At 67.0% G+C, this 1,410-nt stretch carries 2 protein-coding genes; both read left to right on the top strand.

Annotated features, from left to right (window positions below):
- Nucleotides 1–370: 370 nt before the first annotated feature.
- Nucleotides 371–598, top strand: a complete 228-nt coding sequence (chpD, locus tag JHN45_RS51900) for a chaplin ChpD (RefSeq protein WP_033284615.1) — start codon at nucleotides 371–373, stop codon at nucleotides 596–598.
- Nucleotides 599–705: 107 nt separating this feature from the next.
- Nucleotides 706–1,410, top strand: a 705-nt coding sequence (locus tag JHN45_RS54600) for a chaplin (RefSeq protein ID WP_236585070.1), incomplete at its 3' end; no start/stop codon positions are given.

Raw genomic sequence — 1,410 nt, 5'->3', positions numbered from 1 at the left:
GACGAGCCCCTGTCGCACATCGCGGACAACATCCCGGTGCTGTCGGGCAATGGCGCCATCGGCAGCTGATCGTCCGTCAATGCAGCGGCCAGGGCGGCCCGTCGGAATTCTTCCGTACGGGCCGCCCTGGCCGTTTTTCAAAACTGTCCGCCCGCTGCCTTCCCTTGAAGAGAAGCGTTTCTGCGTTGGTGCGGCCAACGCGTCAATTCAGTGCCGACGATCGAGTGAATTGTCAGGTGACACGCGTTCTTGAGTTTCTTCCTGTGTCTATCCCTCGTTTCACAGGCTGCAGGTCATGGTGCGAGCCGCCCAAGCTGTGCTCGCTCGGTTTCGGCCGTCATAGGGCATGACCGCAGAGAAGGGAACGTTCATGAAGAAGAGCGCTGCTGTTGTCGCTGGTGCGATCATGGCTCTCGGTATGGCCGCCCCGGCCTTCGCCGACGCCGGTGCCGAGGGTGCCGCCGTCGGTTCGCCGGGTGTCCTCTCGGGCAACGTGGTCCAGGTTCCCGTGCACATCCCCGTCAACGTGTGCGGCAACTCGATCGACGTGATCGGCCTGCTGAACCCGGCGTTCGGCAACACCTGCGTCAACGACTGACGACGCAACGCACCAGCCGCTCCGGCTGTGTCACGGCCGGCCTTGGACACTTTCCTGTTCCAAGGCCGGCTTTTTTTCCCACTTCTTCAAGCAGGAAGACAACGAGATTGCGACAGACCCTGGGTAAGGGAATGGTCGCGGCTGCCGCCGCGACAAGCATTCTGTCCCTGTGCGGCAGCCCCGCCGTGGCCGAGACGTACACGGCCGGCGCTGCCAAGGATTCGCCGGGCGTCCTGTCCGGCAACAGCCTCTCGGTCCCGGTCGACGCGCCGGTCAACGCCTGCGGCAACTCCGTCGACGGCGTGTCCGGGCTCAACCCGACCTTCGGCAACTCCTGCGCCGGCGGCAAGGATTCGCACCGGCACGGCGAACACACCGGCCACCACCGCTGGGCCGAGCAGGCCTACGACGACTCCGACGACTCGGGCTACGGCTCCGGGGACGACGATTCGGGGTACGGCTACGGCGGTGACTCGGGGTACGGCTACGGGGGCCACTCCGGTCATGGCTACGGCGATCACCCGGGGTACGGCTCGGGCGATCACTCGGGCTATGGCTCCGGTGACCACGGGGGTTACGGCTCGGGTGACCACGGAGGCTACGGCTCCGGCGACACGGGCCACGGCAAGCCGGAGGACTGCGAGGAGACGCCCCCGCCTCCGCACGGCGGGGATCACCACACGCCTCCGCCCACGGGCGGGGACCATCACACGCCTCCGCCTACCGGTGGGGACCATCACACCCCGCCTCCTGCGGGTGGGGATCACCACACGCCTCCGCCCACCGGTGGCGACCATCACACTCCGCCTCCG

Origin of the sequence: Streptomyces sp. MBT53, assembly GCF_016654115.1 — a bacterium.
GTDB lineage: Bacteria > Actinomycetota > Actinomycetes > Streptomycetales > Streptomycetaceae > Streptomyces.
Note: the sequence above shows the minus strand (reverse complement) of the source record. Positions and strands in the feature narration are given on the sequence as shown.

What these genes read in the sequence shown, in the direction of transcription:
- chpD (WP_033284615.1), top strand. Translation starts at nt 371, where the DNA reads ATGAAGAAGAGCGCTGCTGTTGTCGCTGGTGCGATCATGGCTCTCGGT.